Below are 23,355 nucleotides of genomic sequence, written 5' to 3'. Positions count from 1 at the left end.
CGGTGTCAGGGTACGTGAAGGCCGGATAGCGGCGATTCTCTGCATGGAGCGTCTCCCATTCTGGGTAAGTGCGCGTTATACCAACTTGGCCGGACGCACACTTCGCTCCACACCACATCGATCGTGCCGTTACGACCTTGGCAGCGGCAGCATCGATGGGCTCTGATGTGCATCGCGATCCGGCAGGCAACCGATGCCGATCAAGCTGGCTTTGACCGCTTGTTCGATCGGGGTATGCGGCTCGCTACCCAAGAGCTCCAGCAAGCGCGCGTTATCGAGCCGGATCGGGCGCATCCACAGGTAGCGCATCTCGTGCAGTTCGCGCAGCAAACGCACGAACGGCCAGATAACCGCAAGCAACCACCAGGGGAATGCGCGTACCGGCACCGGCTTGGCAACCACACGCTGCACAGCCTCCACCATGCGCATGCCGGTATCGTCCCAGTGGCCGGCCATATGTATGTTTTCGATATGGTTCAAACGATCCTCGATCTCCAGCAGGCGCAATATGGTTTCGGCCACATCGGGGAGATAACCCCATTGATGCCCGATACCTAGCTTGCCGATGCGCGTGACATGCAATACCGGACGAGCCGCCGTCACCATCTGCGAGAACCAGTTGTTGCCCGCCTTGGGTCCGAAGTAATCGCCTGCGCGTACGATCAGGCTGCGTACGCCTTGCGCACTGGCCTCACGCAATAACGTCTCCATCTGCACGCGTATTGCGCCCTTGCGCGTGCGTGGCCGCTGCGGCGCATTTTCCGTGATCACCGGAAACGTCTCGGGCCCGTAGTTGTAGAGCGTGCCGGGCAACACGACACGCGCGCCCGTCTGACGCGCGGCACTCAACGTGTTGCGCAGCATCGGCAGCACCCATAGCGCCCAGTTCTTGTACGCAGGCGGATTGACCGCATGCACGATCACATCGGCGCCGTGGGCTGCCGCGACCACATCGGCCTCGTTCATCGCATCGCCCTGAATCCATTCGATGCCATCGCGATCCGACGCCATGCGTTCGGCGTGGCGATTCAAGGCACGGACAGCCCAACCACGGCGCAATGCCGCCTTGGCCACTTCGCCACCGATACCGCCGGTCGCGCCCAACACCAACATCGTCTTGCTGCCTTTCATGATCGGCTCTCCGTCTGGGATGTCGCTTATGCTGGCGCCTGCGCGGGTTCAAAGGAATTGACGAGATGCTTGAGTATCTATACAAAAACGTATGGATCAGACCGAGCCCGAATGGCAGCTTTACCGGACCCTGCTGGCCGCTCTGCAGGAGGGCTCGCTCTCGGCGACGGCCCGCTTGCTGGGTCTCAGCCAGCCGACGGTTGGCCGGCATATCGATGCGCTGGAGGCGGCTCTGGGCATGAGCCTGTTCACGCGTTCGCCCAGTGGCTTGCTACCGACGGAAACGGCGCTGGCAATCAGGCCTTACGCGGAACGCATGCAAGCAACGGCCGAAGCCCTGCGCCGTGCAGCAACGGCGAACAAAGGTGTCGCCCGCGGCACGGTGCGCATCACGGTGGCGGAACTGATGGGTGTGGAGGTCCTGCCGCCCATTCTCACCGCCATCCGGCACACCTACCCTGCGATCACGCTGGAGCTGGTGCTTTCCGATCGCGTCGAGAACATCCTCAACCAGGAGGCCGATATCGCCGTGCGCATGCTCGATCCGACGCAAGAAGCGCTGGTCGCGCGCAAGATCGGCAGGATCGAGATCGGCGCCTATGCGCATCCCGATTATCTCAAGCGTCATCCGGCGCCGCGCAGCATCGACGAACTCGCCGGACACCACCTGATCGGCTTCGACCATGAAAGCGCCTATATCCGCCGCATGCTCTCGGATACACCCGCACTGCGGCGTTCCATGTTTGCTTTGCGCACCGACAGCAACGTGGCGCAACTGGCCGCCATTCGCGCCGGTTTCGGTCTGGGCTTCTGCCAGCTTGGCCTGGCCCGGCGCGAGCCGCGCCTGCGCCGTGTGCTACCGGAGCTGACGATGATCCTGAATACCTGGCTGGTCATGCATGAAGACATGCGCCACAACGCCGCCTGCCGTGCGGTTTTCGACATGCTGGCCGATGGGCTGGCCGCCTATATAAAGAGCCAGCACGACCGCTGATGAGCGTTCGTCATCAGGCAACCTTCAAGGCCGCAGTTGCGCGGCGGAAAGTCCATCGTACCGGCTCAAGCAACAGCATGCCGACAAGGATGCCGAACAGGCGCTCCACCCCGGGGCGGATGTCCGCGCTGGCGTAACTGTCGGGCACCAGTACCACCAGGAAGGCCAGAACAAATTGCGTTCCGATATAGCCGATGCCAAGCCTGCCGTTTTCGATATGCCGGCCCGCCGCGACACCTGCGCACATGGCAAGCACCATCAGCCATGGCCACGGATGCGCGAGCAGCAAGATACCCGTCGCCAGCAGCCCACCCACGGTGCAGCCGATAAAGCGATGCAGCAATCGGTTCGACGGAGCACGGGACGTGGAGGACAGACTGGCCAGCGGCACCATCATCACCGCCATGATCGTCGTACTGGACTGACTCAACGCTTCGATATGGAACATTGCCCATACCCAGGGAATCAGTGCCAATGCAACGGCACCCTGCAGCGCGTGCAAGAACGCCGCGCGATGCCAGATCGGCGGGTGGCGAACGGCGGTTTGCACGCTGCGATCCGTCTGAGGCATCCGTAACCGGCGACGTATCGTCACCGCAGACACGCCACTGACCAGCACAGCAGCGAACGTGCCGGTAAATATTTCGACGAAGCGCGACTGGGCGAAACCGGCAAGCGATGCATGGGGAAAGGCCATGCCGTCGATCAACACCATCGCAAACGTCAGACCGGTGAACAGCCACGCGTAGCTGCGCTTGCCGATCAGGGCCATATACAGCGTGCCCAGCCCCACCAGACCCAGGGCAAGGCATAGACGCAAGGGCGATTGGACAACGTAAGGCGCTATCGACCACGCAGCCACCGCGCCCAGCGCCGTACCGATAACCCGCAGGCAACCGCGCATGAGGCTTTCGGAAAACTGCGCGCGCATCACCATGTACCCGCTGAAAGCCGCCCAGCCGATGTTGCGCGCGCCGAGCAGATGCGCAAGAACAATCGCCAACAGTACCGACACGACACTTTCGAGTTCGTCGAGCGTGCGCGGACCTCGCCGGAACCAGACACGAAAGTCCGCCGCAAGACCGGTTATGAGGCTGCGAAGGTCGGGCAGTGCTTCAGTGATGCGAGACATGATTTATCGACGTGGCGCCTCGCCTGCGGTGAATGGCCTTCGATGGAATTGCACTACGCATTTTAGGGCAGCGCGGCTATGGGACGGCATAGCAATTTCTTCTCCCAGGCATAGGGGTATCCTATCGCCTCATGGATATCAGGCAGCTCAAATACTTCGTCGCGATTGTCGATGCCGGCAGCCTCTCCAAGGCGGCACAGAAGCTGTATATCGCCCAGCCATCGCTGAGTCAGCAGATGGCGGCGCTGGAAGACGAACTGGAGACGCAACTGCTGTTGCGCAGCGCCAGGGGCGTCAAGCCCACCACGGCCGGCCATGCCTTGTATCAGCGTGCACGCGCGATATTGCGGCAGATGGAGCAGCTCCGCGCCGACGTGCGCGAAGACGGCGGCAGCGAATCGGGCATGGTGGCCGTCGGCCTGCCGACCACGATCGCTGCCGTGCTGGCTGTGCCCTTGTTCGAACATGTGCGTAAACATTTCCCTGGCATCCGTCTGCAGATTTTCGAAAGCATGAGCGGCTATATCAGCGAGATGCTGCCCGATGGCCGGCTCGATCTTGCGATCCTGTTTCGCGATTCCGAAACCCACGGCATGTCGGTCATCCCGGCCTTCGACGAAGAACTTTACGTGTTTGGCCACGCCGGACTGAAGCTGCGTAAAACCGCAACGACGTGCCCCTTGTCGGCCCTTGCCGGGGTGCCGTTGGTAACGCCGGGCACGGTCAACAATCTGCGCCTGCTGATCGAGCGCACCTTTTTGCGCGAGGAAGTCGAGCTCCACATCGTCGGCGATATCGATTCATTGCCCGCCTTGATGGCGATAGCCCATGGCGGTAGCGCCTGTACGATCCTGCCTGCGTCGGCGATGCTTCACCGGGCGGAGAACGCCCGTCCGCCGATGCGACGCATCGTCGCCCCCGATATGAGCCGGCCTGCCAGCGTGTGCTGGTCGCATGCCCTGCCGGTAAGTGCGGCGGCGCTGGCCGTGCGCAAGGCGATGGTCGGCCTGATCGGCCAATTGCATGCCGATGGCCGATGGCCGGGCATCACGTTGCGGCCACCGCCGGATGCAGCGACGCTCGAAGACACCAGCGGCAGCGTCTAGCAGCAAGCTCTAGGTTTTACCTATAGGGCGCCCGGCCAAATCATATTTCCCGCCCAGGCTGGCGCTTTCTAGACTACGGGCTCGGATACATCCCCGGAGTCCTGGTCATCATGTCGCGCTCAATCGCACGCGATATCTTTGTGCTGCCCGCAAATCTATGGCGGCGATGGATACCCTCGCTGACCTTCGATCACGGTGCCGGCTGGCGCGCCGCGTTCGCGGTCAGCGTGCTGTTGTGGTTGGGCCATGAACGACACGATCCGCTCTTTGCCTGGGCAGCCATCGGTGCATTCTGGACCTGTCTGGTCGACCCCGCAGGCACACGTCGTCGACGTCTCGCATCCATGCTGGCCTTTGCCATGGTGTCGGCCATCTGCGGTGGTTTGATGGCGTATGTCGCAGGTAATGGTCCAGTGCCCACCGCGCTGGCACTGTTCGGCGCATGCCTGCTCGCCGGGCTGGCCAGCATGCGCTCGGCGGCCACTTATCAAGTCGCCATCTTGAGCGCGACTGCCTGCGTCGTCATGATCGATCTGCCTTATCACGACGCGCAGCATGTTATGCACTTGCTGCTCACCTATCTGCTCGGTTGTGCGCTCAGTGTCCTGATTGCGGTCAGTGCCTGGATCTGGCCGGCGACTACGCGCATATCGGTGTCGCATCCGAAGATGGCAGAACGCCACATAGCGACACGACACGCCTTGCGGCTTGCACTGGCGACGACGGCGGCGTTTGTGGCCGTGCGCTGTCTGCAACTGCCGTTCGGCTATTGGGCGACCATGGCCACCTTGTTGATCCTGCAACCGAGCCGCAACGCCAGCTTGCCGCGCATGGCCGAGCGTGCGCTGGGTACAGCCCTGGGCGCAATGATCGCCAGCGCCATCGGCTTGCTCATCCATTCACCGACCGGACTGGTGCTGGCCGTTTTTCCACTGGTCGGGCTGGCGATCGCGGTGCGCCGGATCAACTATGCGCTGTTCGTGGTCTTTCTCACGCCGTCGTTCGTGCTGATTACCGATTTTGCGCTGCCTGCCAGTGAGGTCGGCTATGCGATGACGCGGCTGGGTAACAACTTGTTGGGATGCCTGGTTGCCTTTATCGCGATGCAGCTTGTTTGGCCACGCGACGCTATAGCCGGTAGTGCCGCATGATCGGCACACCGATATGGCGGGTTATCCCGCCGAGTACGCGTATCGCACGCTGTGTCTTGACAGGCATGTGGCTGACCAGCACCGCGCTGTATTCGATGGCAGGCTCGCCGCCGCGTTGACGCTTGAAATGCGCCACACCGGCGCTGAGATTGACCATACAGCCGTCGCGACCAGCCTGGCGCAGCACCAGCGCGGCGAGCATGCGGTACAAACCTTGCCTCGCGGGTAAGGCGGTGTTGTAGCCAACGATCGGTGAGGTCAACAGGTCGCCGAAGCGCAACATGCCGACCGCACCCTGCAGCACTCCCTGCGCGTCGCGGATGCCGTGGAGCTCCAGCAGGTTCGCCCTGTGCCAGGCGGCGATCAACGCAGCACCGTAGCTCGGATTCAAGGCCGAGTACTTGCCGATATAGAGCTCCGTGTAGAGCTCGGCAACGCGCTCCAGGTCCGCATCGTCAAAATGATGGGACAGATGACCGGCAGCCTCCTGACGCGACAGCATCGCCAGGTCGCGTTTGAGATCGGTTCGCTCGCGCGACAGCCGTTCGATATCGTCGAACAGATAGACCTGTCGACTTGGCACCAGCACAAAACCCATGTCCGACAATGCGCGCAGCCAATCGGCGTGATGGGCCGTATTGAGCGAGCGAAACCATATCGCATGCGCCGGCCAACGCTCGCGAACCTGCGCAACGACGCCATTCAGATCGATATCGTGCAGACGCGGATAGGCATTGGTCGACACCAGCCAATTGTTCACGGCCACCGCGCGATCGATATCAGCGCCGCGCAGCCAGTTAGCTGCGCGTCCGGCCAGAGCGCGCAGCGGCGCAGTCAAAAACGGGCGCCCTAACCGATCGACCTCTTCCACGGCGTAGTGACCATAGGTCGTCAACGGCGAGCAGACCCATGCATTGTCCGGCTCGTCGTCATTGACGGTCACCGGAAACACTGCGCCACCGGCCTGTACTGCATCGACCTGGCATTGCACATTAGCGATCATCGAACGCGTGGATTTGCCCTGGTGCAATCGCAGGTAATCCCATGCCTTGGCATTGAATGCGTCCAATGCCATCGCCGGCAGGCGGCTCATAACGCGATCATCGGCTGGCCATCCCATTCGATATCGCGCGTCGACGCCTGTCTCAGGCTGCAGCGTTCACGCAAGGCCACGCATGCGAAGGCACCCATATCGATCAACCCGCCGAACCAGGGCGCGACATCGCCGGGGGGCGCGATCACATCACGCGCACGACGATAATCACGCCACCAGCGAGCGACCTGCCCATGCTTCAATGCCTGTGCGCCGCCGGCCGACAGCATCACGGAGCCGAGCATGCTGGTTGCACCGGCACTGGGGCTCAGACATGAGGTCACCGTGCCGGCCAGTGCACCGGGCAAATTGTCATCGTCCTTGAAAAGGTGTACGCCACTGACCGCGCGAGGATTGCATTCAAGTACCGATACACGACCACCTTCCGACTGAATCCAGTCGAAGGCGATCTGCCCGGTGTAATCGAGTCTGGCGGCGAGCGTATCGACGAAGTGCCGTATCGCAGGTACATCGCAGGCTTCGAACCAGAAACTTGCACTGCCCGCCAGGCGATAGGCCGGTCGATAGGCCACATGCGCCAGCACCTTGCCGCGGTCGATCACACTGTAGGAACACAGTTCGCGTCCTCGACAGAAGCGTTGCACCACCCATGCCGCCGATAATTCCAGCGGCTGCGCATCAGCGGGAATACCCTGTGGATACAAACGCACATGCGTACCGAAGCGTGAATACTCCGGCTTGATGACGACCGCATCATTGCCCGCCCATGCCCTGGCCTGTTCGAGCGACTCGACTCGTGCACTCGCCGGTGCGTCCGCGCCGCACTCGCGAGCCAGCTCAAGGAAGGTCCATTTGCTATGCAGGCGATCCAGCGTGGCGAAATCGGCTACAGCCACTCGCACACTGGCGGGTAGCAAGTCGCGATAGCGCGAGAGATAGAACACTTCTTCACACGTCGGCACGATCATATCGATGCCATGCGTATCGATGATGCGCCGTAATGCGTCGACGAAAGCCTGAGGCGAGAAGCGCGGTGACGGCAGTCGCACCGATACGCCGACCGAATGCGACCAGGCCGTGAGACGGCAGGACATGCTGTCACCTGCGATCACCGACCAGCCCCGCCGGGCAAAGCGTCGCGCAAGATCGAGCGCGACAGGGGCACGTCCACCAAGAATCAGAACCTTAGGCATGGACGATCTCGCATAATCGTCGGACCCGGCGGCATTTGCGTTCGTCACCGCATTCGATCGTCCCGTCCACGATGATCGTCGGCACACTCGCCCCGAGGCGATCGATACTTGCACCGAGTGCCATGCGGATCCGCTCGGCATCCTCAGCCGTGGGTGCAGGCGATACGCCGACATGCAGTACATCCGGTGTGCGTTGCTCGATACGGTAATCCCCCACCGCTGCGCCCGCATTCAACAAGGCACGCGACAGTACATCCGCGAACACCGGAACCTGCTCCGCACCCGTCCGACTGCGCAGCCAGACCATATCGTCTTCGCGCCCTTCGATGCGTTCGATCGCGGTGAAGCACGAGCCACAAGGGCAAGGGCTGGCGCGCTCGACCAGGACATCGTTGAGCCGGTAGCGTATGACCGGCTGAGTCTGTCGATACAGATCCGTGACAACCGGCACAAACCGGCGCGTTTCCCGATCGATCCACGCCTTCTCGACAATCAGCACATCTTCGTTGAGATGCAAGGTTCCATGTGAGCAGGTGTGCGCAAGGAAGCCTTCGGTTGCCTGATAGATCTGCTCGATCGGTACATCGAAGGCCTGCCGAATGCGCGCCGCATCGATGTCGTCCAGCACTTCCGCGACAGCAATCACACGCGATGGCTTGAGTTGGATGCGACCGGCAAGCGTCGCATCGGCCGCAAGGGCGAGCACGCTTGGCGGGCCAACGAGGATGGTGGGTCGATAACGATCCAGCTCGGCGAGCACGTCGTTGAACGGACGCGTCAGATCGAAGTACTGAAACTTCAACCGCAAGCCGCCTGACAAGGTGTCATAGAGATTGCTGCCGGCGCGCAACAGCAGGGCGATCCGCGCCTGGGTCAACAAACCCTGCGGGAGCATTTTTGCCAGTAAGGTCCCCGCCCACTGCAGACGCTCGGCAGGCGACGCCAGGAACACGCCACGTGCACCGGAGGTGCCGGTGGAGAGTCCGATCGACACACCGTGCCACATGGGGCTGAAGTCGCGCGTGGCTTCCGCGCGTTCGGCCAGCGCAAAGGCCTCGCTCAGCGGCAGGCCGACAGTATTGATGCGATCGAAAGCATCCATCCACGACTGTTTGTCCATAACGGGACAGTCCTGGTGATTCGCAGGATGCAGCGCCGCGTAGAACGGTGACTTTGCGAGCACATGAGCGCGCAGCTTCTGCCATCTGCGTTGCTGATGCTTCTGCAGAGATGTGCTGTCGCGTAGTGCCGCCCGACGGCGCGCGGCTAGATAGTGACCCACCAGGATCAGGCCATCGGATAAACGGCTCATGCCAGCTGCCATTCGTCGCAGTGCGACGGCAGCATGCGCAGCTCGGGCTCGGCCTTTGCCAATGCGTGCAGGCGCGAGAGGGTTTGACGATAGGCATGGGTGTCGCCGAGCAGACCGGTGACGAGTGCGGGAGGCGGTACGTCGTTGCGGATGGCCTGTGATGACCAGGCTGCGTCGGCCACCAGGAAGACGCGTCGACCTTCGGCCGCCTCGAACACCACGCCGTAATGCCCCGGCGCGTGACCCGGCAGGGCGATAGCGACCAGACTGCCGTCGCCCAACAGGTCGTGGCCCTTGCCGAATGCCATGAACGCAGCAGGAAGTTCCAGCGCCGGTTTGTCTTCGATCCATTCGACGCGTTCGTTGAAATCATCCGGCAGCAGCTTTGGCAACAAGCCGTGCCTCAAGGCATCGATTCGCCCGCGCGCCTGCAAGTCATTCCAGGCCTCACGTGCGCAGACCAGCCGCGCCTGCGGAAAGTCGCACACACCGGCGATATGATCGCCATGAAAGTGAGAGAGGACAACGATGCCGATGTCTTTCGGCTCGATGCCATCGCGTCGTAGCTGTTCGCTCAACATCTGCTGCGGCTCCAGATGCACCGGTGTCACCGCGCGATAAAGCCGCTCGGGCAGGTGCCGCGTCGCATCGATGAAATGTTGCGCATAGCCGGTGTCGAACAGTATCCAGCCTTGCTGCGGATGGCGTAGCAGAAACGCCAGGGCCGGATAACGCGCGGGTTTGAATGGCGCGCCCCGGCGCGTCGCGCACTCCGGATGCATGCAATAGCCCGCTTCGTAGATGCGCCATTCAATCGCCGGCATGATCTTTCCACCAGGATGCAAACCGTTCGACCCCTTCGGCCACGCTCACCATCGGCCGATAGCCCAGTTGTTTGCGGGCCGCGGAGATATCCAGGGTCTGGGAATAACCCAATACCCCGACACCATAACGACTCAGGCGCGGCTCGGGCTGTCCGGGCCGGGCAAGCGCCCACCGTTCGGACAGATAGCCCAAGGCCACGGCCAATCCACGTGGCAACGGAATCATGCGCACGCGCAGGTCGACCGCGCGAAAGAGCTGCGCCAACAGCGCATTCACCGGCATCGGCTCGCCGTTGGTGATATTGAAGGCGCGCCCATCGCCAGGTGCATCCGGCAGCATCGCTGCCTCTACCGCCGCGACAACGTTGGCGACATAGGTGACGTCGATCATCGCCTCGCCATGGCCTATCTGCGGAAACCAGCCACGCTGCGCGAGCGTCAGCAGGCGCGGAAAGATCGCACGATCGCCTTCGCCGAACACGGCCCTGGGCCGCAGCACGATCGACGGCAGGCCTTGGCCGGCGGCGACGCGAACGCGTTCCTCCGCCAGCCACTTGGTTTCCGCATAGGCGTTGATCCAGTGTCGCGGTGGCCGGAACGCCTCCGGCGTGTCGTACTGATCGCGCAACTGAAAATAGATGCTCGGTGAAGACAGGTGCACGAAACGCTGCACACTGTTCTGCTGCGCGGCATCGAGCAGGCGCTGCGTTGCATCGACATTTGCCGCGATAAATGCGTCGCGACTGCCCCAAGGCGAGGACAGGGCAGCGGCGTGCACGACCATATCGCGACTGGCAAGCAGGGCCGAGAGGTCATCATGGATGAGGTCGAAGCTGCGCGTCGCGATGCCTGATGCCGCGAGCGGCTGCAGTCGACCGGCGTCGCGCCCCGTAGCCAGCACATCATGTCCCATGGCATGCAGACGGCGTGCGATGTGGCTGCCTATAAAGCCGGAAGCACCGGTAACGACGACGCGTGCCATACCCATCAATACCTCAGCACGGTGCCGCCGAACGACAGCCCGGCGCCGGAACCCACCAGCGCGATCATGTCGCCACGTCGGATGCGCTGGCTGCTGATCGCCTGATGCAGCGCGACGGGAATCGACGCGGCCATTTGGTTGCCGCGCGTCGCAAGTACACGCACAAGCATCTCATCGGGCAGGTTCAAGGCGGCTTCCAGATGAGCCAGCCCCTTGACGCTGGCCTGGTGCGGCACGATGCAGGCCAGTTGATCCAGACGCACTTGCGCACGTTCGAACAGACGATCGAGAAACCGTGGCAGAAGCTTGGCCGCCATGCGGTACGTCGCCGGCCCGTTCATCTCGAAAAAGGCGCCTTGCAGGAACGCGTCCAGCGTTTCGCGGGGACGAATGCGCGTGCCACCCGAACGCACCTGGCATAGATCGGCACCATCGGCGTAGGTTTCAAAATGCGTACCGAGTATCTGTCCGTCGCCCTCCGTGTCGCTGCACTCCAGCACCACCGCCGCCGCGCCATCGCCGAACAGCATCGCGGTGACCGGATCGTTCTCGTTCAAGCCGGCGGAGGCGATTTCGCTGGAGACGATCAACACTCGCCGATAACGACCGACCGCCATCGCTGCGCTCAGCGTATCGAGCGCAGCAAGAAAGCTCAGGCAGGTCGCATTGATGTCGAATGCCGGGATGCCACTGCCGCCCAGACCTAGTTCACGCTGGATCAATACCGCCGAACAGGGTATGGCCTGCTCCATCACGCTGCAGGCCGACACGATGCAGTCGAGCTGGTCCGCACGCAACTCCGCTACGGCCAAGGCAGCGCGCGCGGCACCGGCGGCCATCGACGAGGTGGTCTCGTCCTTACCCGCGTAGTAGCGGCTTTCGACACCGGAATGACGGAATGTCCAACCTGCTGGCTTGTTCCAGCGCGCATCCAGCGCGGACGATTCGACCTTGTTTGAAGGGAGCTGCTCGCCCGTGCCGAGAATGCGCACAGGAAGCGATCGATGCACGGCCATGTAGACGAAAACCCTCGAACCGGCTGCGGTGTCTGCCAAACGCGCATCGTCGCATAGAGCCGGTTCGGGTTGCGCGGCTGGCCCAACCGGCCAGCCGCGGCGCTAGCTCGTTCAGTCCACTGCTGGGAAGTCCACCGTGGTGTCGTTGATGCGGTTGAAGACATTGGTGAACGTAATGACCGCTATGGCCAGACCGATATCGACCAGTTGCGTATCGGTGTAGCCGGCCGCCTTGATGGCGGCAAACGCTTCGTCCGATACGGTGCCGTGCCCTTGCACCAGAGTCCTGACAAAGCCGATCAGGGCATCGCGCTTGGCGTCGTCGGTCAGGTCGCCATGGCGGATCTGCTTCAATGCCTCGGGCTGCAGCCCGGCCAGCTTGCCGATCAGGCTATGCGCAGCCACGCAATAGTCGCAGCCGGCGATGCTGCTGACGACGAGTTTCACGGTCTCACGATCCTGCTTGCTGAGGCTGCTTGCCGCGAGCACGGCGTCGGCTTGCAACATGACTTTCAAGGCATCCGGTTCGAGCGCGCCAACAGCGGCATAGGCGTTGGACACCTTGCCGACCGCCTTCTTGATCTGGGCGTAGACTTCGGCGGTGGCGCCGGTAGCGGACTCGATGGCAGGGGTAGCGATACGTGACATGGGGAGCACTCCTTCGTAGGTGGGGTAACAACGTGATGCCACTTTACGGAGGCTCATCGAGCTTGTTAATGTTGAATTAGCTTACTTATATGCTCAATCGTCTCAATGACTGAATCATGGACTGGCTAAGCCGCCTGCTCGACATGACTCCCGTGCGTGGGCAGCTCGATATCCGCTGCAGCTATGGCGCGCCCTGGCGTATCGACGAGGCACCGGCCGGCGCCGGCGAGATTCCCTATCACGTGGTGCTCGCTGGCTCGGCCTTGCTCGATGACCCGGCCGGTGGGCCTCCACAGGCGCTGGAGGCGGGAGACATTCTGTTGATTCCCGACGGTGGCGCGCATGTCTTGCACGACGGCAGTGGCCTGCCCGCCCAGGCCGCTCGCAAAAGCGAGCAGCTCAATCTCGTTGTCAGCGAGAACGATGGCGGCGGCGATCGGCTGGAACTGCTATGCGGGCGCTTCGTTCTGGCCGCTCCGCATGATCGCCTCCTGCGCGATTATCTGTCTTCGCGATTGATCGTGCGCACCGGAGTCCAGCGCAATAGCGCGGCGGATTCGGCAACCCGCGCGCCGTTGCTCGACCTGTTGTCGCTGATGCGCGACGAATCGTCCGCCGATCGACTGGGAGGACGCGCCATGCTCGGCGCGCTGTCGACGGCCCTGTTTGCATTGACCTTGCGCACCGCCAGCGAGTCGGCATCGGCTCCGACCGGATGGCTGGCGCTCGCCGCCCAGCCCCGTCTGCAACCGGCCTTGATGGCCTTGTTCCATCAGCCGGCCCATCCCTGGACGCTGCCCGAACTCGCGCGCCAATGCCATATGTCGCGCGCCACGCTGGCGCGGCAGTTTCAGGAAACGCTGGGCCGATCGCCGAGCGACCTGCTGACCGATATCCGCATGAGCCTTGCGGCCAACATGCTGGAAAAGACATCCGCGTCGACAGGCGCCGTTGCCGAGTCGGTGGGTTACCAATCCGAGGCTGCGTTCCAACGCGTATTCAAGCAGCGGATGGGAATGACGCCGGCACGCTGGCGACGCCGGGCACCGTAACGTTACCGCTCCACAAACGCACGCAGGCGCGCCAGCGCGTCGTCCCACTGCCGCGAAACCTCGTCGAGATACTCGCGCATCTGCACGATCGATTCCGGTCGCAGCTCGAACTGGCTCTCGCGCCCCGCACGCGTGCTGCGCACCAGCCCTGCATCTTCGAGGACATGCAGGTGCTTGGTGACGGCCTGTCTGGTGATCTCCGCATCGGCACAAAGCTGGGCGATCGAGCGCGATTGCCCGTCGCTCAGCTTGGTGACCAAAGCCAGCCGCGTGCGGTCGCCGAGCGCCGCAAAGATCGGGGCGGCGTCGTAACGGCGCGCTCTACGACTCGACATAGTGACGGATGTTCTCCATTTGTACCGTCCAGCCTTCATCGTTCATACGCATCGCATCGCCCAGGCGGTGCTTGGGTAGCCCATTGAAACCTGACTCGACGACGGTCAGCCGCGTACCGCCCGCGATCGGCTCAAGGCGAAACTCGACCAGCGTGGGCGTTTCTTTCGAATAGTCGACCGAGGGATCGATCGCGGCGGGGTGCCAGGTGAAAGCGAACATGCGTGGCGCATCCATCCGCTCGACCTTTGCTTCCCAACGTAGATGCTCGTAACCCGGCCAGGTGATATGACCGCTGGATACCTCGCCCTTGACGAAGGGGCCGTCCAGCTTGACCCGGAACCATTCGCCAAAGGCTTCGTGGTCGGTCAGCGCATGCCAGACCCGTTCGATGGGCGCTTTCAGATCAATCTGCTTTTCGATGCGATCGTTCATATAAGCAACCTCCTGGCTGCTCATTAAGCTACCGCAGGGCAACGTCATTTGCAACCTTCAGGTTGCATTTTCAGCAGAGCTAAGCGAGCGCAGCCTTGGCCAGTTCGCGCAGCCGTAACCGCTTGTCGGCGACCTTCCGGAAAAAATCGATCTCCAGTTCGATCGGCTTGAGCAGCAGCTGCGTTCGCGTATCACCAAGCTCCTCTTCCACCACCAGCGTCATGGTCTGTTCCATGCCCTGCTCGCTTTGCACCTTACGAATCACATGGTCGGTAACAAAGAAACGCAGGCGTGGATTGGGTTTCTGTTTCGCCTGCTTGTAGCCGAAGCTGCGATCGTCCTTGATCTTGAAGTAACTGCTGTGCGCCAACGCCTCGTAGAACGGGGAACCCTGCTTCGCCCGACAGCCATAGGTACTCTGGTTGCCTCCCATATAAAGCAAGGCGTAGGGCAGATTCGACGTGCTGGCCGCACGATAGAGTTGTCCATCCTGCTTATGAAATTCCCGCAGCAGGGATTCGAACAGCGCGTCGGTGATATCCAGTCCAAGGAAGCGCTCGATGAAGAAATGCACGGCATCGGCGCGATCGATCAGCGCCTGGACGATACCGTTGGCCACCTTGCCCGGCTTGCGCTTGCTCGACTTGCCGTTGAACGACGAGGGATCGCGCAGACTGCAATCCTCGTAGGCTTCCCGATCATATTCGCCAATGCCCTCGACCGAACTGATCGCATGCTTGGCATAGAGCGGCAACGGCCGTTCGCCCAGATCGACTTTGCGATCGACATCGAGATTGACGATGTTCATCGGGTTATCGCACTCCGGGCACACCGCGTAGTGCATCATCTTGTCGCCACGACGCTGAAACCACGGCGCCTTCTTGCCGGTTTCGGTGTGGAAATTGCTCGCCGTCAGCGTGACGCTGTGATGTTCGCCTTGACGCAGCTTGAAGATGTTCATTACCGCTCCAGGTCCGGAAATGTCTTCCAACGATAATAGATGGCCACCATGAATTCGCTGGAACCGACGACATTGGGCCTTGGCGGGCAATGTTCGGTACTCGGCTCGGTAACGAAGGCATCGACGCCTGCCAGGCGACTGAGGTCGCCCCACTGATGATTGATGTCTTCGAGCAACGGCGATGCCTGTGCTTGATAGAACTTCTTTTGGGAGCCCAAGGTGGCTACCGCATCTATCCAACCGGGTTGGGTCGCGGGCTCGACATGATGCAATCTCGCATCGGCCATCAAACCGAGCAGCTTCGCTGCGGTTTGCAGCATGGGTTGCCTGGCCACGAACTCCTGCTGATACAAGTTGGCCAACGTTTGCTGGGCAGCGATATACAGCTTCAACGCATTTTGCGTCTGATCGCCAGGTAACGCTGCCACAAGGCTTCGTTCCTTTTGCAAGGCCAAGCGAATGTTCTGCAACTTCATGTCGTAGATCATGGGCATGACCCCTATGACGTCCTGTCGCGCACCATTGGAGGGCCACCGGGTCTGACCCAGACCAAGCCGGTCGTCCATGCTGCCATCCAGGAAATCGAGGTCATTGGCGTTGCACCGCTCCAACATCACAACACGCAACAGATCGCCCCTGATCGTTGCCTCACTGACCTGGTGGCTTCCCGGCGCCAGCGTCGGAGGTGTTGGTACGACGGGTGTAGGCCTGGTGTAGCGATACAGCCCGAAACCGAGCAACAGCGACCCCGACAGGATCGCCAAAGCCATGGGCCACCAACGTCGGCTATGACTGGAACGCATCGTCTCCCCCTTTCAAAAGCCACCACGGCCTTTAATGAGATTTTATGCCGGTGTCGATTTCGTACACATCGCCAAGACATCTATCCGTTATAGGGAGACTGGGCGGGTCGTCATCGTCGTGGAGAATGCCCTCGCAACGTTCGCTCTTTTTTATATCTTTACTGGATGCGTATTCCTTCCAACGCACTGCGCGACCGTCGGAAAGCACGATCCAATAAACTGGCGACTGTCCTTCCGTGATCATCACGGCGCCCTGCATCAGGGATGGATCGGTTTTCAGTTCCGGCAGTTTCCTCATGGCGCGCATCTGCTGGACAAACTGATCAACCGTCTTCTTGTTCAACCAGGCCCAGCCGAAGTTGTCCTGAATAAGAAAATCGGTGTTCGGTTTGGCCTGCATCTGTGCCGCCATCCCGGGAGACGTCTGCGCCAGCGTCAACTGTTGTTGAATCCGATCGACTTCATGACTGTCGGCCAGTGCCGTTTGCGACAGCAGCAGCCGCGTTGCCAACGTCAGGTTCGCCGGCCCACCGGGCAGTTTTAACGTGGCGGCGATATGGCGCCCATGCCAGTTGACGACCTCGACATCCTTCACCTCGAAGCGCGACTCCAGCAGCCTTAGTGCATCGGGCGCACCGGCTTCGGCGAGTAAACGGGACGCGTCCGATTCCAGCCCGAAATCGAGGAGCACGTCGAGGCTATCTGGACTTATGGGCCCTTCAAGGCGTTCCTTGTTGGTCGCCTCCGCGGGGAGCAGCGCATCTATCGCACCAGACAGCTCGGCGGAATAGGTGGGCCCGGAACCGGCCCGCTTCCAGGGAAGCATCAGATATTGCTGGGAGCCCGAACGCGCGGACAACATCGAGCCGTCCGACAACGTGACGTCGACCTTGATAAACGGATAATCATCGCTGTATCTCGCACCGAAACCCTTGGTCAATGCCTTGGATAGCGTGTCGGGGCTGCGCAGCGTCTCTCGCCAGGCGGCCATTTTTTCGTGAAACATGGGCGGCGGATCGGGTAGATCTATTTCTGTGAACATCTGATCGATCTGCGCTTGAACCTTATCGACCGCCGGTCGCAACACGGTCAGGTCGATCTGCGACTGCGGTGGAGCCTGCATGGCTGCGACCAGGCGCTGGATAGCCGCCGCCGGAATCGCCTGAAGAGGAAATGGCTGCTCCGGCTGCGGTTTACCCAGATGATGCTTGCTTTGCCCACCGCTGAGCTCGTAGGTGTCTCCACGTCGCTCGATAGCGATATGGGTCAGAAGCGGCATATCCGGACTCAGACCACCCCAGTCCGATTCGATGACCACACGCGTTGCCTGGGGCGCATCCGCCCCCATCGCAACCGTTGCGCCGAACCATCCAAGAAGCATCAGGCTCCCACGCAGTACGAACGCGCGGGCGTGCGACTTCACGTATTTCCTGGCCACGCTCACTTCCCCTGTTCAAGCTTCCAGCCTGGCCGCCCCGAACCGCCAGGCGGGATCAAGCGGCATTCTGATGGGGAAACATCACGGCCTTCAAGGTGAGCCCAGCCGCTGCGACGGCCAGCTCGTCCGGCTAATCCTTGATCCCATGCGCACGCAGCACATCGGCGATGTCCACGCGCCAGATATTTCGCGACCCGTTGAACGGACCGGTCAGTTTCTTCTGCAGGGAGGCTGCGGTGTCACGCGGCTTGGGAAACCGCACGTCTTCCTGGCGATTGCTGGACACATAGAGCTCGCCGAATGCATGGCCAAGTGTCGGTGCGTTTTCCAGGCTCTTGCTGTTCACGTCGCCACCCAGATGCTCGGGTTTGCTCCAGCTGCCATCAGCGTTGCGAAAAGCGATGTAGATATCCGCGCTGCCCAGCGAGTCGCCTTCATTGCCGGCAAACAACAGGAAGCGGCCCTGCGGATCGATGCAGGGATCCATGCGGTTATGCGATACGTCGCCCAGATCGACCCGCTGCGGCGCGGCATAGCCGTCAGCCGTCGGATGCACCACATAGATCTGATAGTGATCGCCGGAATCGGGGCGATGCGCGGAGAAATAGATATCGCCGCTCGCCGCGATCGAAGGGTTGTAGAGCATGGCACCCTCGTTGAGCGCACCGTCCACATGTGTGGGTTCGCTCCAGCGTCCATTCGACTGTTGCTCGACGTACCAGAGGTTGGTGCCGGCGAACGTCTGGCCGAGCATGCTGGCGGTCACCGGTGCATCGCCGGCGTGCACGGGCCGATTGGAGACAAAGTACAGACGCTTGCCGTCCGGCGAGAAAGCCGGCTCGGAGTCGTGCCACTGCCCCGAGAACGATGCAACCTCCGGCACAAACCAGCTGCTTCCATGGCGATGCGAAACAAGAATAGTGTCGTCGGTTTCGGCCAGGTCGGAACGCATGAAGTAGAGCGTCTCGCCATCGGGGGAAAAAGCCGCGGTGGTTTCCTGCATGCCGGTTGAAATCACGCCCGGGCCGAGCAGCTCCGCGGCATTCACCGAACCGATGAAACCCAGGGCCAACGCTGAGGCCCAGACGATTGCGCGCAACTTCATGCTTGTTTCTCCGTCGAATGGCGGTCGATGTGACCTGCCCCATGATCGGGAGAGCACGATCGGCTCGCCGCAGTTTTGTGATGAGCGGCTACGCAGGCATGACGAACGGGCACATACAGGTGCAGCCGGCTCGGGACGGGTTCATGACAAGCGGGATTTATCGAGGTCGCACATACATCGATACGGCGATGTCGGCGAAATGGCGCGCCCGGAGGGATTCGAACCCCCGACCAATGGCTTCGGAAGCCACTACTCTATCCGGCTGAGCTACGGGCGCATGATGCGCTGCCATGCATGGATGGGTCGCGAGGCGGCCCGATGGCAGGGGAGCGAGTATAGCGGAGCTTGGCGGTCAGGCCCAGCCTGAGGGCTACCCCCTCATCTGCCTGCCGGCATCTTCTCCCCCGGCGAAGCCAGGGGAGAAGAGTCATTGCGTTGAGGCCAGCCTCGGATCAACGGGCCTTGAGCAGGTCGGACAAGGTGTCCTTGGTACCGGTGTCGCGCTCCAGGTGCGGGTACTTCAGGCCGTCGTGGTAGTCGATGCGCAGGGTCTGGAACTCGTCGAAGTTCTTGACCAGCAGTTCGACCGGCTTGCTCTTGTCCTTGGCCGATGCGGTGATGGCATCCTTCAGCGCGTCGCCGGAGAACTCCTTGCCGTTGACGCCGATCAGCTTCATGCCCGGCGACAGGCCGGCCTTGAATGCGGGGCCGTCCCACAGCACGTCGTTGATGTCGCCACCCTTGCCGATCGACACGCCCAGCGAATAGGTCAGGTCGGTCGAGCCACGGCGCATTTCCACGCCCTTGACCATGTCCGAGGGCTTGTCGTTATAGACCAGCTTCCAACCGTGCGCGGCAATGCCGTTGGTGATCGGACCATGGCCGTCCAGACGCTCGCGCAGGTACGGCGCCCAGTCGAACGGCTGGATGTCGTTGAGCGTCTTGACCACGTCTTCGAAGGTGTAGGTGTTGACGTCCCACTCGCCGTTCTTCACGCCGAAGAACGACTTGCCGAAATCGTCGATGGACTTCTTGTTGCCCGACAGCTCACGCAGCTTGGCGTCGACTTCCAGCCAGATCATCTGGCCGCCGGAATAATAATCTTCGCTCATCTGGTAGTTGCGGAAAGGCAACGGGCGACGCATCGCGATGATCGGGTCGTTGGTGGTGTCCTGGATGTTGCGCCACTGCTGCAGGCCCGGGCGGCCCTTCTCGTAGGTGGCGGCGACATAGGCGAGCATGTCGCGCGCCTGGTCGTCTTTCCACAAACCCGAACGCGCGGCCATCACATAGCCCCAGAACTGGGTCTGGCCTTCGTACACCCACAGCAGGCTGTCCTGCATCGGCACGTTGAAGCTCGGCGTGGCCAGGTCGGCGCCGCGACGGTACTTGCCGTCCCACGAATGGTTGAATTCGTGCGAGAGCAGGTCGCGCTCGACCGTGTTCTTGTCCCACTCGGTGAAGTAGCTCGGACCGACGCCGTTCTCGCTGGAGCGGTGATGTTCCAGACCGTTGCCGCTCATCTTGTCGCTGAGCGAGAGCAGGAAGTCGTAGTGGTTGTAATGATGCGCGCCGTACATCTTGTACATCTGCTGCACCAGGTTCTGGTGCACCTTCAACTGCTCGGGCTTGATCTCCAGATACTTCGGATCGTCCGCTACGATGTTGAGGAATACCGGCGTCTTCGCACCCGGATCGAGATCGACGCGCTTGAAGTACTTGCCGGCGTAGATCGGCGAGTCGACCAGGTCGTCGTAGTCGATCTCCTTGAAGTTCACCGTGTCGCCATTGCGCGAAGCCACTTCAAGCGCGCTGCCGAACTGCCAGCCCGCCGGGAAAGTCACACTGGCCTCGGCCTTGATCTGGCTGCTGTAGTAGCCGGCCGGATAGACCGACACGGTATTCCACTGCAGGTTGAGCATTTCCGGGGTCATCACGACGCGGCCCTGACGCTGGTCCTGCGGCGAGAGGAACTGGAAATCCACTTCCACGCTGCTCGCGCCCTGCGGCACGTCGACGTGGAACGCGTAGACATTGAGCGGATCGCGCACCCACGGCAGCACCTTGCCATTGGCCGTGACCTTGAGGCCGGCGAACTTGTCGATCGGGCCGGTCGGCGAATGGTTGCCCGGCAGCCATTGCGGGTACAGCAGCGTCAGCGCACCGGCTTGCGCGGGAATCGTCTCGTGCACGCGAAAAATGCGGCGCCCGATATCGGTGGCGTCGACATTGATTTTCAGCGTGCCCTGGTAAGGCACGTTCTGCGGTGCGGGCACGTCGGCGACGGCGGCAAAGCTGCTCAGCCCGAGGGCCGAAACAACCATGGCGGAAACAAGGCGCGAAGCTTTCAAAAGAGGTCTCCCATGGACACGGAAGCCGGAGTCGCCGGCTGTACACAATCTGACCGGGCGATGCTAGACCGCCATGACCTTCAGCACCCCCTGCCAGAGGTCACGACAGCACCGCGACGCTTTGTCCAATGCGGCCGAAAGGCCGTGGGAAGGTGGAAATCGTATAATCCTTCGGCTGCGTATCCCCGACGCAGTGCCGCGGCAGCCTCTTAGGCGGTGCAGCGGGAATCATCAAAACTAGAGACGGAGTTCTCATGAAAAAGACCTTGATCACGGCCGCCTTGGCCGTCGCCGCTGTGTTGCCGTTCGCCGCTCAGGCCGACGCCTCCAGCCAAACCAACGACTTCTTTGTTGCCGGCAACCTCGGCCAGTCCAATCTGCGCGACAGCTTCACGCACAAGAACAGCGTGTTCCAGAACGTCCGCTTCGGCTGGCGCTGGAATGGCATCGTCGGCGCGGAAGTCGGTTATGCCTACCTGGGTCGTCCGAAGCTCGATATCGGCGATGCATCCACCAGCGTAAAGACCCAGACCGCCACGGTCGGCGTCACCGCCAAGTACGACTTCGTGCCGAACTGGTATGTCACCGGTCACGCCGGCTACGCACGCGCTCGATCGTTACCGGCACCGACGGCGACTTCACCGCCAAGTCGCGCAGCTGGAACAACGGCTGGTACGGTGGCGCGGGCGTGGGCTACAACCTGACCTCGAACGCCAGCCTCGGCCTGAACTACGACAACTACCACGTCAAGGTAGGCCGCAAGGGTGATGGCCGCGGCGCAGCCAACATCGCTGCCTACTCGGTGTCTTACGAGTATCGCTTCTAAGCGATTCGGCAACGCGATAAAAAAGGGCGCCCTCGGCGCCCTTTTTCTTACTGAGCTTCGAGCTTGCTGTGCTTGATCCCGTAACCGAAGTAGACCAGCAGACCCAGCGCCGTCCACACGACAAACAACTCCCAGGTGGCCAATGGCAACTCGGAGAGTAGCCAGATCGAGAAGGCGATACCGACGATCGGCACCAGCGGTACCCACGGCGTGCGGAACGAACGATGGATGCCCGGCTGGCGCACGCGCAACACGATGATCGACGTGCAGATCACGATAAAAGCAGACAGCACGCCAATGTTGACCAGCTTGGCCACTTCGCCCAGCGGAAACAGGCCCGCCACCAGCGCGGTGAAGACACCCAATGCCACTGTGGGTCGATGCGGTGTGCCATAACGGGGATGCACCTTGGCGAACCAGGCCGGCAGCAAGCCATCGCGTGACAGCGCAAACCAGATGCGTGTCGCGCCCAGCATGAAGGCAAACAAGACGCTGATCAGGCCGAACACCGCCGAGACCGATACGGTCAATGCCACCCAATGCAGGCCCAGTCCCTTGAAGGCATCGGCCACCGGCGCATCCGTGTTGAGGCTGGAGTAGTGGGCAATACCCGTCAGTACCATGGACACGGCCAGATACATGGTCATCGAGATACCCAGCGACAACAGCACGGCACGTGGCAGGTCGCGTTGCGGGTTCTTCGACTCCTCCGCTGCGGTGGTCAGGGTGTCGTAGCCGAACACAGCGAAGAACACCACGGCCGCCGCAGTCCCTACGCCCTGGAAGCCGAAATGTCCGATGCCATCGGGTCCGATCGCGCGCGCCGGAATAAAGGGTACCCAGTTCGCCGGGTTGACGTAGAACACGCCGACGCCAATCACCAATGCCACCGCCAACACTTTGATGATCACCACCAGGGTATTGAAGCGTGCGCCCCATTCGGTGCGAAAGATCAGCAACGCCGACACGCCTAGCGTTACCAGTGCGGCAATCACGTTGAAAACGTGACCGTCTCCCGTACCCATGGCGCCTTGCGCCCACACGGGCAAGTGGATGCCCAGGGTGCCGAGCGCAGACTGCACATAGCCGGCCCAACCGATCGCCACCACCGCGACAATCAACGCATATTCCAGCAGCAGGTCCCAACCGATCAGCCACGCGGCCAATTCGCCAAGCACCGCATACCCGTACGTGTAGGCGCTGCCGGTGACCGGAATCATGCCCGCGAATTCGGCATAACAAAGCGCGGCCGCCGCGCTGGCAATACCGGCAATCAGAAAAGACAGCACAACGGCGGGCCCGGCGTTGAGTGCGGCCTGCTGACCGGCCAGCACGAACACGCCGACGCCGATAATGCCGCCGATACCAATCGCGGTGAGCTGCCACAAGCCGAGCACGCGACGGAAGTCGCCGCGCTTGCCCGCCTCGGCCTGCAACATCTCCACCGGCTTGTGGCGGACCAATTTGCTCAAGAAACTCATCGCAACATCCTAGAACGAAGTCGAGCG

Annotated in this window: 23 protein-coding genes and 1 tRNA gene; 6 read left to right on the top strand and 18 right to left on the bottom strand. The window is 61.7% G+C overall.

The window, feature by feature from the left end; translation table 11 throughout:
• Nucleotides 1–129: 129 nt before the first annotated feature.
• Nucleotides 130–1,131: an NAD-dependent epimerase/dehydratase family protein gene (locus QMG46_RS05460; RefSeq protein ID WP_281851474.1), complete on the bottom strand. Its 1,002-nt coding sequence runs from the start codon at nt 1,129–1,131 to the stop codon at nt 130–132.
• Between the two features lie 91 nt (nt 1,132–1,222).
• Here QMG46_RS05460 and QMG46_RS05455 point away from each other — a divergent pair, with 91 nt between their 5' ends.
• Nucleotides 1,223–2,125 carry a LysR family transcriptional regulator gene (locus QMG46_RS05455; protein ID WP_281851473.1) on the top strand — a complete coding sequence of 301 codons (903 nt, stop codon included), beginning with the start codon at nt 1,223–1,225 and terminating at the stop codon, nt 2,123–2,125.
• 13 nt (nt 2,126–2,138) lie between these two features.
• Here the strand turns inward: QMG46_RS05455 and QMG46_RS05450 are convergent, their stop codons facing one another.
• The gene (locus tag QMG46_RS05450; RefSeq protein WP_281851472.1) at nt 2,139–3,257 is read right to left on the bottom strand and encodes an FUSC family protein; all 1,119 of its coding nucleotides are present in this window, start codon (nt 3,255–3,257) and stop codon (nt 2,139–2,141) included.
• Nucleotides 3,258–3,388: 131 nt separating this feature from the next.
• On the opposite strand from QMG46_RS05450, the gene QMG46_RS05445 reads away from it, so the two are divergent.
• Nucleotides 3,389–4,363 carry a LysR substrate-binding domain-containing protein gene (locus tag QMG46_RS05445; protein ID WP_281851471.1) on the top strand — a complete coding sequence of 325 codons (975 nt, stop codon included), beginning with the start codon at nt 3,389–3,391 and terminating at the stop codon, nt 4,361–4,363.
• A 110-nt stretch (nt 4,364–4,473) separates the two neighbouring features.
• Entirely contained in the window at nt 4,474–5,514 is a 1,041-nt protein-coding gene (locus QMG46_RS05440) for an FUSC family protein (protein ID WP_281851470.1), read from the top strand.
• Here QMG46_RS05440 and QMG46_RS05435 read toward each other — a convergent pair.
• The 7 genes from QMG46_RS05435 to QMG46_RS05405 all read right to left on the bottom strand — a co-directional run bounded on the left by QMG46_RS05435 (nt 5,492) and on the right by QMG46_RS05405 (nt 12,543).
• Nucleotides 5,492–6,607 carry a hypothetical protein gene (locus QMG46_RS05435; protein ID WP_281851469.1) on the bottom strand — a complete coding sequence of 372 codons (1,116 nt, stop codon included), beginning with the start codon at nt 6,605–6,607 and terminating at the stop codon, nt 5,492–5,494. The two genes, QMG46_RS05440 and QMG46_RS05435, sit on opposite strands and share 23 nt — an antisense overlap.
• Complete coding sequence (locus QMG46_RS05430; RefSeq protein WP_281851468.1) at nt 6,604–7,761, bottom strand: ATP-grasp domain-containing protein; 1,158 nt, start codon at nt 7,759–7,761, stop codon at nt 6,604–6,606. The genes QMG46_RS05435 and QMG46_RS05430 overlap by 4 nt, the downstream gene beginning before the upstream one ends.
• A complete protein-coding gene (locus QMG46_RS05425) occupies nt 7,754–9,073 on the bottom strand; it encodes a F390 synthetase-related protein (protein WP_281851466.1) in 1,320 nt (439 codons plus the stop codon). Before QMG46_RS05425 ends, QMG46_RS05430 begins: the two co-directional genes overlap by 8 nt.
• Entirely contained in the window at nt 9,070–9,897 is an 828-nt protein-coding gene (locus QMG46_RS05420; RefSeq protein ID WP_281851465.1) for an MBL fold metallo-hydrolase, read from the bottom strand. The genes QMG46_RS05425 and QMG46_RS05420 overlap by 4 nt, the downstream gene beginning before the upstream one ends.
• On the bottom strand, nt 9,884–10,879 hold the full coding sequence (locus QMG46_RS05415) for an NAD-dependent epimerase/dehydratase family protein (protein ID WP_281851464.1): 996 nt from the start codon (nt 10,877–10,879) through the stop codon (nt 9,884–9,886). Before QMG46_RS05415 ends, QMG46_RS05420 begins: the two co-directional genes overlap by 14 nt.
• 5 nt (nt 10,880–10,884) lie before the next feature.
• Nucleotides 10,885–11,895: a 3-oxoacyl-[acyl-carrier-protein] synthase III C-terminal domain-containing protein gene (locus QMG46_RS05410; RefSeq protein ID WP_281852813.1), complete on the bottom strand. Its 1,011-nt coding sequence runs from the start codon at nt 11,893–11,895 to the stop codon at nt 10,885–10,887.
• 111 nt (nt 11,896–12,006) lie between these two features.
• Nucleotides 12,007–12,543 carry a carboxymuconolactone decarboxylase family protein gene (locus QMG46_RS05405; protein ID WP_281851462.1) on the bottom strand — a complete coding sequence of 179 codons (537 nt, stop codon included), beginning with the start codon at nt 12,541–12,543 and terminating at the stop codon, nt 12,007–12,009.
• Between the two features lie 116 nt (nt 12,544–12,659).
• On the opposite strand from QMG46_RS05405, the gene QMG46_RS05400 reads away from it, so the two are divergent.
• A complete protein-coding gene (locus tag QMG46_RS05400) occupies nt 12,660–13,595 on the top strand; it encodes an AraC family transcriptional regulator (protein ID WP_281851461.1) in 936 nt (311 codons plus the stop codon).
• A gap of 2 nt (nt 13,596–13,597) precedes the next feature.
• Here QMG46_RS05400 and QMG46_RS05395 read toward each other — a convergent pair whose 3' ends face one another.
• The 8 genes from QMG46_RS05395 to QMG46_RS05360 form a co-directional block, all read right to left on the bottom strand.
• Nucleotides 13,598–13,930, bottom strand: a complete 333-nt coding sequence (locus QMG46_RS05395; protein WP_281851460.1) for an ArsR/SmtB family transcription factor — start codon at nt 13,928–13,930, stop codon at nt 13,598–13,600.
• Nucleotides 13,917–14,363: an SRPBCC family protein gene (locus tag QMG46_RS05390; RefSeq protein WP_281851459.1), complete on the bottom strand. Its 447-nt coding sequence runs from the start codon at nt 14,361–14,363 to the stop codon at nt 13,917–13,919. The genes QMG46_RS05395 and QMG46_RS05390 overlap by 14 nt, the downstream gene beginning before the upstream one ends.
• A 79-nt stretch (nt 14,364–14,442) precedes the next feature.
• Nucleotides 14,443–15,324, bottom strand: coding sequence for a hypothetical protein (locus tag QMG46_RS05385; RefSeq protein ID WP_281851458.1), 882 nt, complete (start codon nt 15,322–15,324; stop codon nt 14,443–14,445).
• A complete protein-coding gene (locus tag QMG46_RS05380) occupies nt 15,324–16,127 on the bottom strand; it encodes a hypothetical protein (RefSeq protein ID WP_281851457.1) in 804 nt (267 codons plus the stop codon). Before QMG46_RS05380 ends, QMG46_RS05385 begins: the two co-directional genes overlap by 1 nt.
• A 31-nt stretch (nt 16,128–16,158) precedes the next feature.
• On the bottom strand, nt 16,159–17,550 hold the full coding sequence (locus tag QMG46_RS05375) for a hypothetical protein (protein ID WP_281851456.1): 1,392 nt from the start codon (nt 17,548–17,550) through the stop codon (nt 16,159–16,161).
• 145 nt (nt 17,551–17,695) lie between these two features.
• A complete protein-coding gene (locus tag QMG46_RS05370; protein ID WP_281851455.1) occupies nt 17,696–18,670 on the bottom strand; it encodes a TolB family protein in 975 nt (324 codons plus the stop codon).
• Nucleotides 18,671–18,870: 200 nt separating this feature from the next.
• Nucleotides 18,871–18,947: transfer RNA gene (locus tag QMG46_RS05365), tRNA-Arg, on the bottom strand.
• Nucleotides 18,948–19,122: 175 nt separating this feature from the next.
• On the bottom strand, nt 19,123–20,994 hold the full coding sequence (locus QMG46_RS05360) for a M61 family metallopeptidase (protein WP_281852812.1): 1,872 nt from the start codon (nt 20,992–20,994) through the stop codon (nt 19,123–19,125).
• Between the two features lie 281 nt (nt 20,995–21,275).
• Here QMG46_RS05360 and QMG46_RS05355 point away from each other — a divergent pair, with 281 nt between their 5' ends.
• Together QMG46_RS05355 and QMG46_RS05350 are read left to right on the top strand one after the other, a co-directional pair.
• Nucleotides 21,276–21,725 (top strand): outer membrane beta-barrel protein, encoded by a 450-nt coding sequence (locus tag QMG46_RS05355; RefSeq protein WP_281851454.1) that lies wholly within the window; start codon nt 21,276–21,278, stop codon nt 21,723–21,725.
• Nucleotides 21,710–21,847 carry a hypothetical protein gene (locus tag QMG46_RS05350; RefSeq protein ID WP_281851453.1) on the top strand — a complete coding sequence of 46 codons (138 nt, stop codon included), beginning with the start codon at nt 21,710–21,712 and terminating at the stop codon, nt 21,845–21,847. Before QMG46_RS05355 ends, QMG46_RS05350 begins: the two co-directional genes overlap by 16 nt.
• Before the next feature lie 47 nt (nt 21,848–21,894).
• Here the strand turns inward: QMG46_RS05350 and QMG46_RS05345 are convergent, their stop codons facing one another.
• Nucleotides 21,895–23,328 carry an amino acid permease gene (locus tag QMG46_RS05345; RefSeq protein ID WP_281851452.1) on the bottom strand — a complete coding sequence of 478 codons (1,434 nt, stop codon included), beginning with the start codon at nt 23,326–23,328 and terminating at the stop codon, nt 21,895–21,897.
• Nucleotides 23,329–23,355: the final 27 nt, after the last annotated feature.

The sequence above is a fragment of the Dyella sp. GSA-30 genome (assembly GCF_027924605.1).
In the GTDB taxonomy this organism is placed as follows: Bacteria; Pseudomonadota; Gammaproteobacteria; order Xanthomonadales; family Rhodanobacteraceae; genus GSA-30.
This window is presented reverse-complemented; position numbering and strand designations above follow the sequence as displayed.

What these genes read in the sequence shown, in the direction of transcription:
- QMG46_RS05460 (WP_281851474.1), bottom strand. Translation starts at nt 1,131, where the DNA reads ATGAAAGGCAGCAAGACGATGTTGGTGTTGGGCGCGACCGGCGGTATC.
- QMG46_RS05455 (WP_281851473.1), top strand. Translation starts at nt 1,223, where the DNA reads ATGGATCAGACCGAGCCCGAATGGCAGCTTTACCGGACCCTGCTGGCC.
- QMG46_RS05450 (WP_281851472.1), bottom strand. Translation starts at nt 3,257, where the DNA reads ATGTCTCGCATCACTGAAGCACTGCCCGACCTTCGCAGCCTCATAACC.
- QMG46_RS05445 (WP_281851471.1), top strand. Translation starts at nt 3,389, where the DNA reads ATGGATATCAGGCAGCTCAAATACTTCGTCGCGATTGTCGATGCCGGC.
- QMG46_RS05440 (WP_281851470.1), top strand. Translation starts at nt 4,474, where the DNA reads ATGTCGCGCTCAATCGCACGCGATATCTTTGTGCTGCCCGCAAATCTA.
- QMG46_RS05435 (WP_281851469.1), bottom strand. Translation starts at nt 6,607, where the DNA reads ATGAGCCGCCTGCCGGCGATGGCATTGGACGCATTCAATGCCAAGGCA.
- QMG46_RS05430 (WP_281851468.1), bottom strand. Translation starts at nt 7,761, where the DNA reads ATGCCTAAGGTTCTGATTCTTGGTGGACGTGCCCCTGTCGCGCTCGAT.
- QMG46_RS05425 (WP_281851466.1), bottom strand. Translation starts at nt 9,073, where the DNA reads ATGAGCCGTTTATCCGATGGCCTGATCCTGGTGGGTCACTATCTAGCC.
- QMG46_RS05420 (WP_281851465.1), bottom strand. Translation starts at nt 9,897, where the DNA reads ATGCCGGCGATTGAATGGCGCATCTACGAAGCGGGCTATTGCATGCAT.
- QMG46_RS05415 (WP_281851464.1), bottom strand. Translation starts at nt 10,879, where the DNA reads ATGGCACGCGTCGTCGTTACCGGTGCTTCCGGCTTTATAGGCAGCCAC.
- QMG46_RS05410 (WP_281852813.1), bottom strand. Translation starts at nt 11,895, where the DNA reads ATGGCCGTGCATCGATCGCTTCCTGTGCGCATTCTCGGCACGGGCGAG.
- QMG46_RS05405 (WP_281851462.1), bottom strand. Translation starts at nt 12,543, where the DNA reads ATGTCACGTATCGCTACCCCTGCCATCGAGTCCGCTACCGGCGCCACC.
- QMG46_RS05400 (WP_281851461.1), top strand. Translation starts at nt 12,660, where the DNA reads ATGGACTGGCTAAGCCGCCTGCTCGACATGACTCCCGTGCGTGGGCAG.
- QMG46_RS05395 (WP_281851460.1), bottom strand. Translation starts at nt 13,930, where the DNA reads ATGTCGAGTCGTAGAGCGCGCCGTTACGACGCCGCCCCGATCTTTGCG.
- QMG46_RS05390 (WP_281851459.1), bottom strand. Translation starts at nt 14,363, where the DNA reads ATGAACGATCGCATCGAAAAGCAGATTGATCTGAAAGCGCCCATCGAA.
- QMG46_RS05385 (WP_281851458.1), bottom strand. Translation starts at nt 15,324, where the DNA reads ATGAACATCTTCAAGCTGCGTCAAGGCGAACATCACAGCGTCACGCTG.
- QMG46_RS05380 (WP_281851457.1), bottom strand. Translation starts at nt 16,127, where the DNA reads ATGCGTTCCAGTCATAGCCGACGTTGGTGGCCCATGGCTTTGGCGATC.
- QMG46_RS05370 (WP_281851455.1), bottom strand. Translation starts at nt 18,670, where the DNA reads ATGAAGTTGCGCGCAATCGTCTGGGCCTCAGCGTTGGCCCTGGGTTTC.
- QMG46_RS05360 (WP_281852812.1), bottom strand. Translation starts at nt 20,994, where the DNA reads ATGGTTGTTTCGGCCCTCGGGCTGAGCAGCTTTGCCGCCGTCGCCGAC.
- QMG46_RS05355 (WP_281851454.1), top strand. Translation starts at nt 21,276, where the DNA reads ATGAAAAAGACCTTGATCACGGCCGCCTTGGCCGTCGCCGCTGTGTTG.
- QMG46_RS05345 (WP_281851452.1), bottom strand. Translation starts at nt 23,328, where the DNA reads ATGAGTTTCTTGAGCAAATTGGTCCGCCACAAGCCGGTGGAGATGTTG.